Annotated in this window: 13 protein-coding genes; 10 read left to right on the forward strand and 3 right to left on the reverse strand. The window is 32.9% G+C overall.

The genetic code is table 11. The annotated features are described in order from the left end of the window. Nucleotides 1-14 precede the first annotated feature (14 nt). Both DFQ10_RS01030 and DFQ10_RS01035 read right to left on the reverse strand, forming a co-directional pair. Nucleotides 15-1,319: a hypothetical protein gene (locus tag DFQ10_RS01030; protein WP_147299157.1), complete on the reverse strand. Its 1,305-nt coding sequence runs from the start codon at nt 1,317-1,319 to the stop codon at nt 15-17. Between the two features lie 22 nt (nt 1,320-1,341). Beyond that, nucleotides 1,342-3,750 carry a TonB-dependent receptor gene (locus DFQ10_RS01035; RefSeq protein WP_115815574.1) on the reverse strand — a complete coding sequence of 803 codons (2,409 nt, stop codon included), beginning with the start codon at nt 3,748-3,750 and terminating at the stop codon, nt 1,342-1,344. Nucleotides 3,751-4,354: 604 nt separating this feature from the next. On the opposite strand from DFQ10_RS01035, the gene trhO reads away from it, so the two are divergent. The 10 genes from trhO (at nt 4,355) to DFQ10_RS18745 (ending at nt 14,060) form a co-directional block, all read left to right on the forward strand. Next, nucleotides 4,355-5,428, forward strand: a complete 1,074-nt coding sequence (gene trhO, locus DFQ10_RS01040; protein WP_115815575.1) for an oxygen-dependent tRNA uridine(34) hydroxylase TrhO — start codon at nt 4,355-4,357, stop codon at nt 5,426-5,428. A 6-nt stretch (nt 5,429-5,434) separates the two neighbouring features. Further along, nucleotides 5,435-6,679: a peptidase U32 family protein gene (locus DFQ10_RS01045; RefSeq protein WP_115815576.1), complete on the forward strand. Its 1,245-nt coding sequence runs from the start codon at nt 5,435-5,437 to the stop codon at nt 6,677-6,679. Beyond that, nucleotides 6,679-6,909 (forward strand): ferredoxin, encoded by a 231-nt coding sequence (locus DFQ10_RS01050; protein WP_115815577.1) that lies wholly within the window; start codon nt 6,679-6,681, stop codon nt 6,907-6,909. Before DFQ10_RS01045 ends, DFQ10_RS01050 begins: the two co-directional genes overlap by 1 nt. A gap of 16 nt (nt 6,910-6,925) precedes the next feature. Next, entirely contained in the window at nt 6,926-7,930 is a 1,005-nt protein-coding gene (locus tag DFQ10_RS01055) for a radical SAM protein (protein ID WP_115815578.1), read from the forward strand. 220 nt (nt 7,931-8,150) lie between these two features. Next, nucleotides 8,151-9,386, forward strand: a complete 1,236-nt coding sequence (locus DFQ10_RS01060; RefSeq protein WP_115815579.1) for a PSP1 domain-containing protein — start codon at nt 8,151-8,153, stop codon at nt 9,384-9,386. After that, nucleotides 9,370-9,873 (forward strand): gliding motility lipoprotein GldH, encoded by a 504-nt coding sequence (locus DFQ10_RS01065; RefSeq protein ID WP_115816407.1) that lies wholly within the window; start codon nt 9,370-9,372, stop codon nt 9,871-9,873. Before DFQ10_RS01060 ends, DFQ10_RS01065 begins: the two co-directional genes overlap by 17 nt. 5 nt (nt 9,874-9,878) lie before the next feature. Beyond that, nucleotides 9,879-12,236 carry a penicillin-binding protein 1A gene (locus DFQ10_RS01070; RefSeq protein WP_115815580.1) on the forward strand — a complete coding sequence of 786 codons (2,358 nt, stop codon included), beginning with the start codon at nt 9,879-9,881 and terminating at the stop codon, nt 12,234-12,236. A gap of 92 nt (nt 12,237-12,328) precedes the next feature. Beyond that, nucleotides 12,329-13,030, forward strand: coding sequence for a CoA transferase subunit A (locus tag DFQ10_RS01075; RefSeq protein WP_115815581.1), 702 nt, complete (start codon nt 12,329-12,331; stop codon nt 13,028-13,030). Between the two features lie 2 nt (nt 13,031-13,032). After that, nucleotides 13,033-13,686 (forward strand): 3-oxoacid CoA-transferase subunit B, encoded by a 654-nt coding sequence (locus DFQ10_RS01080; RefSeq protein ID WP_115815582.1) that lies wholly within the window; start codon nt 13,033-13,035, stop codon nt 13,684-13,686. 248 nt (nt 13,687-13,934) lie between these two features. Next, nucleotides 13,935-14,060, forward strand: a complete 126-nt coding sequence (locus DFQ10_RS18745) for a hypothetical protein (RefSeq protein WP_262510793.1) — start codon at nt 13,935-13,937, stop codon at nt 14,058-14,060. On the opposite strand, the gene DFQ10_RS01085 is transcribed toward DFQ10_RS18745, so the two are convergent. Next, entirely contained in the window at nt 14,055-15,746 is a 1,692-nt protein-coding gene (locus DFQ10_RS01085) for an ABC transporter ATP-binding protein (protein ID WP_115815583.1), read from the reverse strand. The genes DFQ10_RS18745 and DFQ10_RS01085 overlap by 6 nt on opposite strands. Between the last annotated feature and the right edge of the window lie 62 nt (nt 15,747-15,808).

The following is a 15,808-nucleotide window of genomic DNA, read 5'->3' on the forward strand; positions in this document are numbered from 1 at the left end:
TGTGTTTTTAAATTTTAGAATAACCCAATGTATGACGCATCAGTTGTTCCTGTTTGTAAGGTAGCACCTGTTGTGAAACCATCTGCACTTGTAGAACTAGGATCAAAAATATAAACATTACCTACACCTCCTAAAGAGGCTAAAGCCATATATAATTTGCCATCAATGACACTTGCCCATTGGTATTGACGCAACCATAAGTCTAATGGAATATTCATTTTAATTGCTGTTCTATTATACACATCAACACGTACAATATCCCAATTAGAACTCGCGCTATCTCCTAAATCTGTATTTAAAACAGGAACATAACCGATACCATTACCTACATAAAACCAACCTGTATTTGCTTCTGCATTATGACCTAAAAGCGATTTAATATCAAATTTTCCATAAGCGGTATCATAAGCACCGTTGCTAATTTTCATAATTGAAGCATCTCCAGAGGTTATTAGTTGGTAGGTATCTCCATTTTCATCTTTATGAGCAACAGGTGTTCTGTAGCCGTTGGTAGAGCCTTGTGCTAAAGTTGAGGTTATTGTAGTTTCGTTTTCTAAAGAAGGATAATCTACTACTAAAGTTTCAACGTTATCATAAACCATAGTACCATTTTCACCAGTTAAAGCGTCGTAAAAACGTTTCGCAACTCCGTAATATAGTTTGCCATTTGTGATAACAGGAGCATCAATACGAAAGGTATGAATACCTTCTGTAGATTCATCTTCATTATAAGGAAAAGCAAATGAGGCATTCTCTAAAACCGTCATCGTATTTAAATCTACACGTGCTAAAGTCACTGTAGCATTCGTTTTTACATATGGAGACGATTCATCATTTGGATCTTCATAGATGTTTTCTGTAGTAACGTTGTGTAACATCGCATAGTTGTCATTAATTTTTGTCCAACGTGGATATGCTGTTCCCATTACGGCTTGAATATCCGTTGTTAAAAGTAAATTATAGTTTTGTCCACTGATATAATCATATTTAGCAATATCACCACCTCCATAATTTAAGTTATAGACTGTTTCACCATCATTAGATGTATATAATCTTGCCGTACGTGTTGATGGAATTTCTTGGCCGTAACCATTAAAGGTAAACGATTTATCTGGGTCATTAAGTTCTTCTACAGTTACACCTTGCGTATAAGTTTCTGATTCTCCTGTTGGACTAGAACCTATGACTAAATGGTATGGTCTATAAGCCGATTCTGTAGGAGTTGAGGACGGAATGTCATCTTCACTACATGAAAAAGAGGTGAAGGTTAATGCCGATACACAAGCGATACTTAAAAGTGATTTAATATTGAAATTCATAATTTTTAAATTAAAATTGTTTTTATAAAATTGTAAATGAAAGTTTGCCATAAAACCCTCTTCCAGGTTTTTGAAGCGCGTAATTGTCAAATAATTGATTGTTTAATATGTTTTTTACATCAAAGCTTAGTGAAACTTTATTTTTTGGAAATGTGTAAGCAAAGCCAGCATCAAATGAAACTTGAGAAGGAATCACTGTTTTTCCAGAACCACCAAGTACACTGCTGCCTCTAAAAAAATCATGTACATATAGTAAATTAGAATATGTAGATAGCCTAGATCCTTTTTGAATAAAATTCTGTGTATTGAATTTTAAGTTATAGTTCATTGTAAAATAGGGTGTATTGGCAAGTCTTTCGTAGCTTGGCGTAATTGGGTTACCATTCACATCATAGGTTACATTATAATCTCTAGCATTAAAAAATGAAGAGTTGGCACTAAAAAAAAACCTTTCCTTAAAATTATAGTCTATTGTGAAATCGACACCTTCTGTATAAATTTTTCCAATGTTAGAGTTTTCAAAAAATTCTTCATTACTACCTGTTGGAAACTGCATAATTAAATCTTCTGTGTCTCTAATAAATACATTAGCTGTAACTCCAAACGTATGTGCTTTTAACTTTAAATTGTCATAGGTAAATCCTAGATTATAGTTGTTGCTATGCTCTGGTTTTAAATTCACTGAAGCATTTAAATTAGAAGCAACATTACCAAATACCTCATTGGCTTCTGGTAAACGAAGGGCTTTCTCTGCAGATCCAAATACGGTTAATTTAGGAGAAATGGAATATGAAATAGAGCCACCAAAACCAAAATCATTAGAAGTAATATTATTTTCTTCAATAATAATGGTCGAATTTGAAGTGTTAGATGATCGCGTTCGTAATTTAGATGTTCTATCCATATAGTACGATTTTCCAAAAACTGAAGTTCTTAGCTTTTCATCAAAGGCACTATTTTCAAATGAAAGTGTTAATATAGATTTCAAATATTTGCGTTCTTCTTTTAATGCATTTTCTGCAGCAGGAAGCATTGGGTCATCAGAATCTCGTGTAAATGTGTTTAGCAAATGATTTAACTGAATGGTGTTATTGTCATTAATGTGGTAAGCTACATTGGTACGTGCATTAATAGTTTCATCAATATCTTTCTGTAGTGTAGGGTCGCCTGCTTCTGCGCCTGTGGCCCAAACATCAGGATCATTATAATAACTCGTAGGATAACCTAACCAGCTGTACTGTGTTGCAATAGTATCTATGGTTTTTCGATTAAGACGTGAATAGGATGCAAATGCACTAACATCTAAGTTTTTAAGAACTTCTTTTTTTGCATAATCTAGACTATACATCTTGGTGTTCTGCTCTGTAAATCGGTTACCGTATACAATTTCCATGGTGGCACCAGTTTGAATTTGTTGATCCATATTAGAAAGCAAAACACCAGCCAAAAACTTATCTGCCCAAGAAACATTTGTATATCCAAATTCAGCTTTACCACCTTGAGATCTGTAGCGATCATGAAAACGTTTCGCTCTAATATAAACATCAGGTGTGCCTGCAGAAAGTGCTACGGCAACTTGGTCACCCCAAACTTCGTAATCGTTATCGGCATAGTTAATAAAGGCAGAGCCTCTAGCAGTGAAACCATTTTTGTTATTTCTATATCCACCATTAATATCTGTACGGTAGGTTCCGAATGATCCTGCCGAAACAGACGCTTTTAATTCATTTTTGGTAATATCATTTAGCACAATATTTATAGCTCCACCCATGGCATCATCAGATAAATGTGGAGGTACAACACCTTTATAAACTTCAATACGTTTTATTAAAGACGGAGGAATGCTGTTGAGTGAAAATGAAGGTCCAAAATTCCGAATAGGCACTCCATCAATAAAAATTTTAACGGAATTTCCAGTCATTCCGTTTAAGTTATAATGTGCATGAGAGCCTAAACCACCAGACTGACGCACTCTAACACCAGCAGATTGGTCTAATAACTCGTTAACTTGAATAGATTGAATTGCTGCTTCTTTGGTTTCTATAACATTAACTGCAAATCCTTTTTCTTCAATTTTTTGTTGAACGGTTTTAGATCTTACAAAAACTTCGTCTAATGCTGAAACTTCTAAAGTAACGTTAACCTCCTGATTTTTTGATGCTAAATCTACCGTTACGGTTTTTGGTATGTCTTTTAGTGAATAAAATGCTATAGTGTATGTTCCGTAAGGAATATCTTTAAATGTAAAACTACCGTTTATATTAGTGTTTGTTTCTTTAGTTAAATTATTTCCCTTCAGTACAATATAGGTAGAAACGGCAGGCTCATTAGAATTGTATTTTACCTTCCCATAGAAACTTCCATCTTGACTAAAGCCAATGATGCTATAGGATAAGAATAAAAAAACAAAAAATATTTTGAATTGGTACACGTCTAAATTTTTGACAAAAGTATCCTTATTTATATTTATTCCAAATAAAAATAAGAATTAATTTCATTTATTTTTAGAATCTGATGTGAGCACATTAAATCAGAAAATAAAGATCATTTCTTACAGATGTATAGGGTAATTAATTTGTGAATTAAATAGAGGTAAATACTAGAAAAACATGTTTTGGTTATATGTATTTAAAATGAAGGCATGTTTTTTTTGTTTTTTAGACGCAACCATTTTGCATTTTTTGCATCTACTATATGAAAAAGGAAATAATTGCTATGAAATGCGCTACAAACAACTCTGAAGTAACCTTTAGGGTTGAGTAGCGAATTTTATCTAGTTATTTTAGATGAAATTAAATTTGTTCTGTTTTTAAAAAGTTAGTAAAATATTAGGTGTTTCAGTTGCCGTATGTTATCCCTCTGCAATTGTGAAGCCGATGAAGATTAACTTTTTAGTTTATGTTTTAAGTTAGTAAGTTAATCTAAAAGCACTTTGAAATATTTCAAGGTGCTTTTTTTACGCTTAGTTAGAGGCATTTCATTAAAAATAATACCTTTGCAATTCAAATATTCTTTAACCTTAAAATTAGTATAGCATGCAACTGTACAATAACTTAAGTGCTAAAGAAAGAGCAGAACTTATTGAACAAGCCGGAAAAGAACGCTTAACAATCTCTTTCTACAAGTACGCCAAAATTAATAATACCGAAATTTTTAGAAACCATCTGTTTTTAGCTTGGGACGAATTAGATGTCTTAGGAAGAATCTATGTGGCAAACGAAGGTATTAATGCTCAATTATCTGTACCTGCAGAAAACTTTGAACCTTTCAAAAATCATTTAGATACCATTTCATTTTTAGAAAATGTAAGATTAAACATTGCTATTGAGCACGATAATTTTGCTTTTTTAAAGTTGAAAGTGAAAGTGCGAAACAAAATAGTCGCAGACGGTTTAAACGATGCTTCTTTTGATGTTACAAACAAAGGAGTTCATGTTAATGCCGAAAAATTTAACGAGCTTATTGAAGATCCAAACACCGTTTTGGTAGATATGCGAAACCATTACGAAAGTGAAATTGGTCATTTTAAAAATGCCGTAACACCAGACGTAGATACGTTTAGAGAATCTTTAGATTTAATTGAAGAAGATTTAAGAGAACACAAGGAAGACAAGAAATTAGTCATGTATTGTACTGGTGGAATTCGTTGCGAAAAAGCAAGTGCCTATTACAAGCATAAAGGTTTTAAAAATGTATTTCAGCTTGAAGGTGGAATCATTAATTACGTAAGACAAATTGAAGCTGAAGGATTAGAAAATAAATTCTTGGGTAAAAATTTTGTGTTTGATGAAAGACGTTCCGAGCGAATTTCAGATGATGTCATTGCTAATTGTCACCAATGTGGCGAACCTGCAGATTTGCATACCAATTGTGCTAATGAAGCATGCCATTTATTGTTTATTCAATGTGATTCATGTAAAGAAAAGATGGAAAATTGCTGTTCTTCAACATGTATGGAAATAAACAGATTACCTTATGAGGAGCAAAAAGCTTTAAGAAAAGGACAAGGTAATAGTAATGATATTTTCAAAAAAGGACGCGCAGACCATTTGCCTTTTAAAAAGGACTTGCGTAATATTTTTGAAACCATGAAGTCTAACAATATCTAAGTAGTTATGCAAAAGATAGAGTTAATGGCACCTGCAGGAAATTTTGAATCCATGCAGGCTGCTCTAGATAATGGTGCAGATTCAATATATTTTGGTGTAGAGCAACTCAATATGAGGGCTAGAGCTACAGTTAATTTCACTTTAGAAGATTTACCCGAAATTGTAAAACGTTGCGAAGCAAAAAATGTAAGAACCTACCTAACATTAAATACTATAATTTACGATCATGATTTATCTATTGTAAAAACATTGATAAAACAAGCGAAACAAGTAAATATAACTGCGGTTATCGCTATGGATCAAGCTGTAATTGCAGTAGCAAGAGAGCACGGAATGGAAGTGCATATCTCTACACAAATTAATATTACCAATATTGAAACTGTAAAATTCTACGCACTGTTTGCAGATACCATGGTATTGAGCAGAGAGTTGAGTTTGCGTCAAGTAAAATACATTACAGATCAGATTGAAAAAGATCAAATAAAAGGGCCATCTGGAAGGTTAATTGAAATAGAAATTTTTGGTCATGGTGCACTTTGTATGGCTGTTTCTGGTAAGTGTTACATGAGTTTGCATTCGCACAATTCATCTGCAAATAGAGGTGCTTGTAAACAAAATTGCAGAAAAAAATATACTGTTATAGATCAGGAAACAGGTGTAGAAATGGAACTAGATAACGAATACATTATGTCGCCAAAAGATTTGTGTACTATAGATTTTCTAGACCAAGTTGCAGATGCTGGTATCAAAGTTTTAAAAATTGAAGGTCGTGGTAGAGCACCAGAATATGTCGCTAAAGTTATAAAATGTTATAGAGAAGCCATAGATAGTATTGCTAATGGTAATTATTCTAAAGAGCAGGTGATTACTTGGATGCAAGAGTTAGAAAAAGTTTATAATCGAGGTTTTTGGAGTGGATATTATTTAGGTCAGAAACTTGGAGAATGGAGTAAAGGATCGGGCAGCCATGCTACACAAAAGAAAGTTTATATAGGCAAAGGGGTTCATTTTTATCCTAAAGCCAAAGTTGGAGAATTTAAAATTGAAGCGTATGACCTTTCTATAGATGATACTATTTTAATTACTGGTACAACAACAGGAGCAAAAGAATTTCAATTAAAGCAAATGTTAGTTAATGATGAGCCGTTGTTAAAGGGAACTAAAGGTGATTCTATTACAATACCTTTAGATTTTAGAATTAGACCATCGGATAAACTATATAAAATTGTAGAAAATAAAGTTGAAGTATAATGGTTGTTATTACCTTACAACGCAATAAATGTATTGGCTGTAACTATTGTGTAGAATTAGCACCAAACCTATTTCAAATGTCAAAAAAAGATGGTAAATCTGTTTTGCTAAATACAAAAGAGAAGAAAGGATTTTATACTTTAAAATCAAATGATTTTAATATTTTAGAGGCTTCTGAAAATGCGTCAAAAGCCTGTCCGGTTAACATTATTAGCGTAAAAATTAATTAACAAATAAATCCTAAAAATGGATATTTACAAGCTTTTACAGCTTAATAGAAAAATTAAAAGTCATAGAATTAAATTCTTGGGGCTTTATCTATTGCATAAATTTAATAAACGGTATTTAGCCGTTAACTTAGATCCTGTAATGGCTTGTAATTTGCGTTGTAAAATGTGTTATTTTACGGATGAAGATTATGTAAAAACACTAAAAGGGCAATTTAATGATGAAGATTTAAACTTAGTTGCGAAAACTATTTTTAAACGTGCTTTAAAACTTCAAATAGGTTGTGGTACAGAACCAACCTTATATAAAAATCTTGTAAACGTAGTAGAGTTGGGGAAGAAGTATAATGTGCCTTATATTTCTATAACCACAAATGCGAATTTATTAACAGAAGAAAAAATTGAAGCCCTTTTAAAGGCAGGACTAAATGAGTTTACAATCTCACTACATGGAGTAACAAAAGAAAGTTATGAAGGTTTTATGAAAAAAGCCAGTTATGAAAAATTTCATAATGCATTCAATGCTTTTAAGAAACTTAAAGAGAATTATGATTTTAAGGTGAGAATTAACTACACTTTTAATAAAGATAATTTTTACGAATTAAGTGAGTTTTTTAATCATTTTGATGCCAAAAGTTTCGATATTTTGCAGATTCGTCCCATTCAGAAAATAGGAAACACAGAATACAATGATTTTGATATTTCATCATTAGTAGCTGATTATCCTAACCTTATTCAATCCATAAGGGAAACTTGCGTAAGTAATAATATAATACTTATGGCTCCAAATTCAATATCAACGTTGAATTCAGAAAATCAATCGAGTTTTATTTTTAATTATACATTTTGTTATATCTCACCAGGCAAATTTTGGAAAGAAGGCTTTAATTGGAGGGAAGAAAGTTTTAATCAATATTCTAAAAAAATTGGATGGAGTAAATCGCTCTTTTCAAATATTTTTAAATCTAAAACAGAATTAAATTCGTTATCTAATCGATTGAATTACGAAATAGAACTGAATTGAATTATTTGTTTTATTGATTTTAATCTTCATAAAAATTTAAAAAACGTTCAATTGTTTTGAATAATTTGGTTGCGTTCTTTTAATCACATACCTAATTTAGCAAGGCAATAACAAATCAGACTTTAGATAACTAAAGAAATAATCTTATCTTTACTCATTAATTATTTACGAATCCTATATCTAGATTTTTTAAATTCTAGATTTAATATATAAAATTTTTATGGCTTGTAACAGTTGCTCAACTGGTAAAGATGGCCAACCAAAAGGATGCAAAAACAACGGAACTTGTGGCACAGATAGTTGCAACAAACTTACGGTTTTTGATTGGTTAGCTAACATGTCGCTTCCAAACGGACAAGAACCATTTATTGGTGTCGAAGTGCGTTTTAAAAACGGCAGAAAAGAATATTACAGAAACACTGAAAATCTTACATTAAGTATTGGAGATATTGTGGCAACACAGGCTAAATCTGGTCACGATATTGGTATGGTTACTCTTACAGGAGAATTAGTAAGAGTGCAAATGAAGCGTAAGAAAGTAAGGCTTGATGATGCAGAAAATGTTCTAAAAATATATCGAAAAGCTTCTCAAAAAGATATTGACATTTGGTCTGAAGCCAGAGATAAGGAAGAACCAATGAAGGTTAAGGCACGTCAGTTTGCGATTGATCTTAATCTGAAAATGAAAATTTCCGATATTGAATTTCAAGGAGATGGTAGCAAAGCTACATTCTATTATACCGCAGAAGAACGTGTTGATTTTAGAGAGCTAATTAAAGTTTTCGCGCGTGAGTTTAGAACGCGTATAGAGATGAAGCAAGTTGGCTTTAGGCAAGAAGCAGCTAGACTTGGTGGTATTGGCTCTTGCGGAAGAGAATTGTGTTGTTCTACGTGGTTAACCGATTTCAGATCCGTAAGCACTTCTGCTGCACGTTATCAGCAATTATCTTTAAATCCATTAAAACTTGCGGGACAATGTGGAAAGCTAAAATGTTGTCTTAATTATGAGTTAGATGCTTATTTAGATGCATTGAAAGCTTTTCCAAAATCTGATATAAAATTATATACAGACAAAGGAAATGCAGTTTGCCAAAAGACGGATATTTTTAAAGGTTTAATGTGGTATGCTTATGAAGGTGAATGGATGAATTGGCATGTTATCACTACAGCTCAAGCCAATGAAATTATTGAAAAAAACAAGAAAAAAGAAAAAGTTGCAAACTTAGAGGAATATGCTGCTGAGCATATAGAAGATGCTAAAAATGAGTTTGAGAATGTTGTTGGTCAAGATAGTTTAACACGTTTTGATAGTCCAAAACCGAAAAACAAACGTAAAAACAATAAGAACAATAGAAATAACAAGAATCGAAACAACAAAAACAAGTCTCAAAATCGAAATAGCAATCAAAAGCCTAAACCTAAAGCAAAAACAAATGCAAATGTTAAGAAAGACTAAAGGGTTATTTCTTGTCGTAATCAGTTGTTTTTTAATTACAAGTTGCGATTCCGATGCTATCTTTGATCAGTACAAATCTGTACCTAATCAATGGCATAAAGATTCTATAGTTAGTTTTAATTTTAAAGCGCCAGACACTATACAGAATTATAATTTGTATGTAAATCTAAGAAATACAGATGCTTATAAGTTTAGTAATTTGTTTCTTATTGTAGAATTAAATTATCCAAACGGAAAGGCTGTAAAAGATACATTAGAATATAAAATGGCAGCCCCTAATGGTGAGCTTCTGGGAACAGGTTTTTCCGATTTAAAAGAGAATAAATTGTGGTTTAGAGGCTACAAGGAACCTTTTAAATTTAATGAAGAAGGCGATTACTCGGTAGCTATTCAACATGCAATGCGTAACAACGGAGATGTTGATGGTGTGGAAAATTTACAAGGAATAACAGATATTGGTTTTAGAGTAGAACAGGCTCAAAAGTAATAATTATGGCAAAAAAGAAAACAACTCAATCTAAAACAGAAACATTAGATTATTCAAAATACGTTCGTTGGTTTTGGATCCTTTTTTTAAGTGGTATCGCTGCAATTGTATTATTGTTTTTATTGGCTTCTTTGGGAGGTTTAGGTGAAATGCCTGATTACACTAGATTAGAAAATCCAGAAACAAATTTAGCTACGGAAATTATTTCTTCGGATGATAAAACTCTAGGGAAATTCTATTTCGATGATAATAGAACTCCTGTAGGTTATGATGATTTGCCTAAAAATTTAGTTGATGCACTAGTTGCAACAGAAGATGTGCGCTTTTATGAACACTCTGGTATAGATGCTAGAGGAACGTTGAGGGCAATATCTAGCTTAGGAAGTAGTGGTGGAGCGAGTACAATTTCTCAACAAGTTTCACGTCAATTATTTGTTGGTGTAGCATCCCCAAATACTTTAAGTAGATTAACTCAAAAAATCAAAGAATGGGTTATTGCTATTCGTTTAGAGCGTCAATACACAAAGGAAGAGATAATAGCAATGTATTTTAATATCTATGATTTTGGTAATAATGGTGATGGTATTAGATCTGCAGCTCGTATTTATTTTGGAAAAGAACCGAAAGACCTAGATTTAAAAGAATCAGCCATGTTGGTTGGGATGTTTAAGAATTCATCTTTATATAACCCTATTCCATCAAGAAATCCTGTAGGAGTAAAGAATAGAAGAAATGTGGTATTGGCTCAAATGGCTAAATACGATTACATCACGCAGGAGGTCAAAGATTCACTACAAAAAACTGAATTAGATTTAAACTTTACACCAGAAACCCATAGCCAAGGTATTGCTACTTATTTTAGAGAATACTTAAGAGGTTTTATGAAGGAATGGGCCAAGGATAAAAAGAACAGAAAACCAGACGGAAGCAAATACGATTTATATAGTGATGGACTAAAAATATTTACCACTATAGATTCGCGTATGCAAAAATATGCAGAAGATGCTGTAGCCCAACACATGCCAAGACTACAAGCAGAATTTGATAATCAGAATACTCCAGAGCGTAATAAAACAGCTCCGTTCTTAGAACTCAGTACATCTGAGATTAATAAATTACTGAACGATGGAATGAAGCGTGGTGAGCGTTGGAGAATTCTTAAGGAGCAAGGTAAATCAGAAAAAGAGATTAGAGCTTCGTTTCAAAAACCTACCGAAATGAGGGTTTTTAAATGGATAGATGGTAAAGCAAGTGAAGTCGATACGGTTATGAAACCTATAGATTCTATGCGTTATTACAAATCTTTTTTACGTCCAGGTATGATGTCTATGGATCCGCTTACAGGGCATGTAAAAGCTTGGGTTGGAGGTATGAATTATAAACATTTTCAATACGACATGGTGAAACAAGGAGCAAGACAAGTAGGCTCTACGTTTAAACCATTTGTATATGCCACAGCGATAGATCAGTTGCAATTTTCACCTTGCGATTCTTTTCCTAGAACCCAAATTACTATAGAGGCTAATAAGTATGGAAATCCTGAGCCTTGGACCACTAAAAACTCCGATGGTAAATATTCAGGTAAGCAAACATTAAAAGATGCCTTGGCTAGTTCTACAAATACAGTTACTGCGCGTTTAATGAATGAGATTGGACCACAACCTGTGGTAGAAATGGCGAAAAAATTAGGTATAACTTCAGATATTTTGCCTGTACCTGCAATTGCATTAGGTACTGCCGATATTTCTGTTTATGAGATGGTAGCTGCTTATTCTACATTTGCTAATAAAGGGGTTTATAATAAGCCAGTTATGGTTACTCGAATAGAGGATAAAAATGGTACCGTCCTTTATCAGTTTGCTCCAGAGAGTAAGGATGTATTAAGTGAAGAGGTTGCTTATGTTACAGTAAATCTTATGGAAGGTGTTACACAAGCTGGTTCTTCAGGAGGACGTTTAAGGTCTAAAGGCGTTGATAAGTACAATGTTATGTATAGAGAGGTAATGACAGGTTATCCATATGAATTAGATAATCCAATAGCCGGAAAAACGGGAACAACTCAAAACCAAAGTGACGGCTGGTTTATGGGTATAGTACCTAACTTGGTTACTGGTGTTTGGGTTGGTGCAGAAGATAGGGCAGCCCATTTTAAAAGTATTACTTATGGTCAAGGAGCCACTATGGCACTGCCAATTTGGGGATTATACATGAAGGCTTGTTATGCAGATAAAACTTTAAATGTTTCAAAAGCGAAGTTTGAGAAGCCTGCCAACTTAAAAATTAATGTTGATTGTAAGGTTAAAGGAGAAGGTGATCTTGGTAGCAATGAAGATCCTGAGGATACTATAGATTTTGATTTCTAAAAACAGACAATAGTCACACCCTTATTTTATGATTATTAATTATAAGTTTTGAACTTAGTTTTGTATTTTTCAGAAGCAAAATTTTTCAAAATATGATTAATAAAAAAGTAGCGAATATTACTGAAGCACTACTTGGTGTAGAAGATAATATGACCTTTATGTTTGGTGGTTTTGGCTTATCTGGCATTCCAGAAAATGCCATTGCAGAACTTGTAAAACGTAATATAAAAGGTTTAACATGTATTTCTAATAATGCAGGAGTTGACGATTTTGGTTTAGGTTTATTGTTGCATCAAAAGCAAATAAAAAAGATGGTCTCATCTTATGTTGGTGAAAACGATGAATTTGAACGTCAAATGCTTTCAGGAGAATTAGATGTAGAGTTAATTCCACAAGGTACATTAGCCGAAAGATGCAGAGCAGCACAAGCTGGTTTTCCTGCAATTTATACACCAGCTGGTTATGGAACAGAAGTAGCAGAAGGTAAAGAAACAAGAGAGTTTGACGGTAAGATGCATGTGTTAGAATATGCGTTTAAAGCTGATTTTGCCTTTATAAAAGCTTGGAAAGGTGATGCCGCAGGAAATCTCATTTTTAAAGGTACAGCAAGAAATTTTAATCCTAATATGTGTGGCGCAGCAAAAGTAACCGTTGTTGAGGTCGAAGAATTGGTACCTGTTGGTGAGTTAGATCCTAATCAAATTCATATTCCAGGTATTTTTGTACAGCGCATTTTTAAAGGTGAGACCTATGAGAAGAGAATTGAACAACTAACCGTTAGACAAAGAGTATAGTTATGTTAGATAAAAACGGAATAGCAAAACGTATTGCGAAAGAAGTAGAGGATGGATTTTATGTAAACCTAGGCATTGGTATACCAACCTTAGTTGCAAATTATGTAAGAGATGATATTGAAGTAGAGTTTCAAAGTGAGAACGGTGTTTTAGGCATGGGACCATTTCCTTTTGAAGGAGAAGAAGATGCAGATGTCATTAATGCAGGTAAACAAACAATAACAACACTACCTGGAGCAAGCTTCTTTGATTCTGCCATGAGTTTTGCTATGATTAGAGGGAAACATGTAGATTTAACAATACTTGGAGCCATGGAGGTGTCGGAAAATGGAGATATCGCAAACTGGAAGATTCCTGGTAAAATGGTGAAAGGTATGGGTGGAGCTATGGACTTGGTGGCAAGTGCTGAGAATATTATTGTGGCTATGATGCATACCAACAGAGCGGGTGAGTCTAAGTTATTGAAAAATTGCTCTTTACCATTAACTGGAGTCGGTTGTGTAAAGAAAATAGTAACCAACATGGCTGTTATTGAGGTAACCGCAAAAGGGTTTAAACTTTTAGAGCGTGCACCAGGAGTTTCAGTAGAGGCTATTAAAAATGCGACAGAAGGTGAATTAATAATTGAAGGTGATATTCCGGAAATGGAAATATAAATAATGTGATATAATTTAATTAAGCCGCTAATTTTAGCGGCTTTTTTTGTAAGAATAATCTTTGTTGTAGATTCTAAATGTTAAAATTAAATGTATTTCATCGATTTATAATGTATTTAGACTGATTAATTAGAAATATGTTTCATATTGCAGTCCCAAATAAAACGAATGAATTTAACATAAATTTTAATTTACCTTTTTGCCCCAAATAACCTTTTTTGCCCCAAACCTACTATAAATTATTAATTATGAAAATTAATTCAAATCTACCAGAACCTACTTTACATGAAAATGAAGAATTTTCAATTTTAGAAAACACTTTGGAGTTAGTCTCAAATGTTTTAAAATTAGCAAAAAAAGTGTTCATGCTATAAACCTTTTGGGATAGCATGAATTAACTTTTTTGTATAGCTTTTTTGTGGTGATGTATAAATAATATCCGCGTCTCCAATTTCTTCAATTTTACCCTTATTCATCACTAACAATTGGTCTGCCATATATTTTACAACGGCTAAATCGTGCGAAATAAATATATAGGTAAATCCAAATTGTGCCTTTAAATCATTTAATAAATTTAAAACTTGTGCTTGTACAGAAATATCTAGTGCAGAAACAGATTCATCACAAACAATAAGCTGAGGTTCTAAAGCAATTGTTCTCGCTATACCGACACGTTGACGTTGACCTCCCGAAAATTCATGAGGATACCGATCAAAAGCAGAGGCATCTAAACCTACTTTCTCTAAGATAGTTATTACCTTTTCTTTACGATCGTTATTTGTGTTTCCAATATTGTGAACCTTCATAGGTTCTAAAATAGCATTACCAACTGTTAAACGAGGGTTTAGTGAAGCAAAAGGATCTTGGAATATAATCTGAATATCCTTTCTTAAAGTTCGCATTTCTGACCGACTTAAATTAACGATATCTTGTCCTTTATATAAAATACGTCCAGAGGTCGCTTTATCTAATTGTAAAATAGCATTTCCTAAAGTCGATTTTCCACAACCAGATTCACCTACTAAACCTAAAGTTTCGCCAGGGAACACTTTAAAACTCACATCATCAACAGCATTAAAAGCTTGGTCTTTAGAAAACCACCCGGTTTTTGAAAAATATGTTTTTTCTACGTTTAAGATTTCTAATAATGGTTGTTGTGCATATAGTTTTTCATGATTTTTTATTCTCTCAGCTTTAGAGATAATGTCTTTGTTAACAGTGTCTGCCATAAAATCTGAAATAGTAGGTAACTGTTTCAAACGAAATTCGGTTGAAGGTCTTGCGGCAATTAATGCTTTTGTATAATTGTGCTTAGGTGCATTAAATATCTTATTAGTTGAGCCTTGTTCTACAATTTCACCCTGATACATCACTAAAACTCTGTCCGCCAATTCTGAAACCAATGACAAATCATGTGAAATGAATAACACGCTCATTTTTGTTTCTGTTTGAATGGTTTTTAATAGCTCTAAAATTTCTTTTTGAACAGTAACATCTAAAGCTGTTGTTGGCTCATCTGCAATTAATAATTTTGGTTTGCAGGCAATAGCCATAGCAATCATTACACGTTGTTTTTGTCCTCCTGAAATTTCATGAGGATAAGATTTACAAATACGTTCTGGGTGAGGTAGTTTTACTTTTTCAAAGAGACTTATTACCTCTAATTTTATTTCTGAAGAGGATAAATTAGTGTGTTGCTTTAAGATTTCTTCAACTTGTTTACCACATCGCATAGAGGGATTTAAAGAACTCATAGGTTCTTGAAAAATCATAGCAATTTCTTTACCTCTTATATCTTGAAATCGTTTTTCTGATATGCCTACCAAATTAGTACCTCCAAACGTAATTGCTCCAGATGTAATTTTAGAAATATGCTTTGGTAACAATCCCATTAAAGCTAAAGAAGAAATGGATTTTCCAGAACCAGATTCTCCAACTACAGCAACAATTTCGTTGGTTTCAATTTCAAACGAAATATGCTTTATGATTTGTTTTTCAACTTTATTCTTAAAGAATGAAATATTTAACCCTTCAACTTCTATTAACTTCTTATTTGGCATAGATAAATGTAGTTATTTTCTTCAATAGTACTGTGGTAAAATCGTAATCTAAGTTATTTAGG

Source organism: Winogradskyella eximia (assembly GCF_003386165.1).
In the GTDB taxonomy this organism is placed as follows: domain Bacteria; phylum Bacteroidota; class Bacteroidia; order Flavobacteriales; family Flavobacteriaceae; genus Winogradskyella; species Winogradskyella eximia.

What these genes read in the sequence shown, in the direction of transcription:
- trhO (WP_115815575.1), top strand. Translation starts at nt 4,355, where the DNA reads ATGCAACTGTACAATAACTTAAGTGCTAAAGAAAGAGCAGAACTTATT.
- DFQ10_RS01065 (WP_115816407.1), top strand. Translation starts at nt 9,370, where the DNA reads ATGTTAAGAAAGACTAAAGGGTTATTTCTTGTCGTAATCAGTTGTTTT.
- DFQ10_RS18745 (WP_262510793.1), top strand. Translation starts at nt 13,935, where the DNA reads ATGAAAATTAATTCAAATCTACCAGAACCTACTTTACATGAAAATGAA.
- DFQ10_RS01060 (WP_115815579.1), top strand. Translation starts at nt 8,151, where the DNA reads ATGGCTTGTAACAGTTGCTCAACTGGTAAAGATGGCCAACCAAAAGGA.
- DFQ10_RS01080 (WP_115815582.1), top strand. Translation starts at nt 13,033, where the DNA reads ATGTTAGATAAAAACGGAATAGCAAAACGTATTGCGAAAGAAGTAGAG.
- DFQ10_RS01075 (WP_115815581.1), top strand. Translation starts at nt 12,329, where the DNA reads ATGATTAATAAAAAAGTAGCGAATATTACTGAAGCACTACTTGGTGTA.
- DFQ10_RS01055 (WP_115815578.1), top strand. Translation starts at nt 6,926, where the DNA reads ATGGATATTTACAAGCTTTTACAGCTTAATAGAAAAATTAAAAGTCAT.
- DFQ10_RS01045 (WP_115815576.1), top strand. Translation starts at nt 5,435, where the DNA reads ATGCAAAAGATAGAGTTAATGGCACCTGCAGGAAATTTTGAATCCATG.
- DFQ10_RS01050 (WP_115815577.1), top strand. Translation starts at nt 6,679, where the DNA reads ATGGTTGTTATTACCTTACAACGCAATAAATGTATTGGCTGTAACTAT.
- DFQ10_RS01085 (WP_115815583.1), bottom strand. Translation starts at nt 15,746, where the DNA reads ATGCCAAATAAGAAGTTAATAGAAGTTGAAGGGTTAAATATTTCATTC.
- DFQ10_RS01030 (WP_147299157.1), bottom strand. Translation starts at nt 1,319, where the DNA reads ATGAATTTCAATATTAAATCACTTTTAAGTATCGCTTGTGTATCGGCA.
- DFQ10_RS01070 (WP_115815580.1), top strand. Translation starts at nt 9,879, where the DNA reads ATGGCAAAAAAGAAAACAACTCAATCTAAAACAGAAACATTAGATTAT.